Annotated in this window: 1 protein-coding gene; it reads left to right on the top strand. The window is 64.8% G+C overall.

Features of this window, described 5'->3' with window-relative positions; translation table 11 throughout:
* Positions 1-212: 212 nt before the first annotated feature.
* Positions 213-616 (top strand): AMP-binding protein (locus AC1DTN_RS38345; protein ID WP_477925417.1); only part of this gene is annotated, 404 nt, incomplete at its 3' end.

Raw genomic sequence — 616 nt, 5'->3', positions numbered from 1 at the left:
CCGTTCCGGTTGCAGGGACGGGCATGCATGTCCACCCAGGTGGCACCCGGATCGGCCCGTCGTACAAGGCCGTGAGTATAAGGTCGCCTTATTATTTGATTCTAGGGAAAACCACTTACGAAAAAGCCGCCAGCTTGATGTAAGGTCGCCTTCCACCTCGCAGCACCACCGTGTATTCGCGGGCGCGCCGAGTCCGATCAGAAGGTAATCGTATGTCCCCAGACCAGGTCCCGTTTCTCGACATTCCCTTCCTGGAGCGCTCCATCGACCTCGAGCGTCGCTCCGACGGAACGATCGTCGTGCGCAACCGGGTTCCCCTCAAGCCGATCGACGTGCCCATTCCGGGGCTGCTGCACCGGGCAGCCGGACGGCGGCCCGATCACACCTGGCTGGCGCAGCGTGACCGGTCGACGGGCCAATGGAACCGGCTCAGCTACGGCCAGGCGGTCGAGCGCGTCGACGCGCTCACCCAGGCACTGCTCGACCTGGACGCGCAGGGCCGGACCGTCATGGCGCTCTCCGGCAATTCGATTGAGCACGCGGTCTTCGCGCTGGCGGCCATGCAGGCCAGCATGCCCTACTCGCCGATCACGCCGGCGTATTCGCTGCTGAGCAC

This window comes from Rhizobium sp. 01T444 (assembly GCF_056398305.1).
This window is presented reverse-complemented; position numbering and strand designations above follow the sequence as displayed.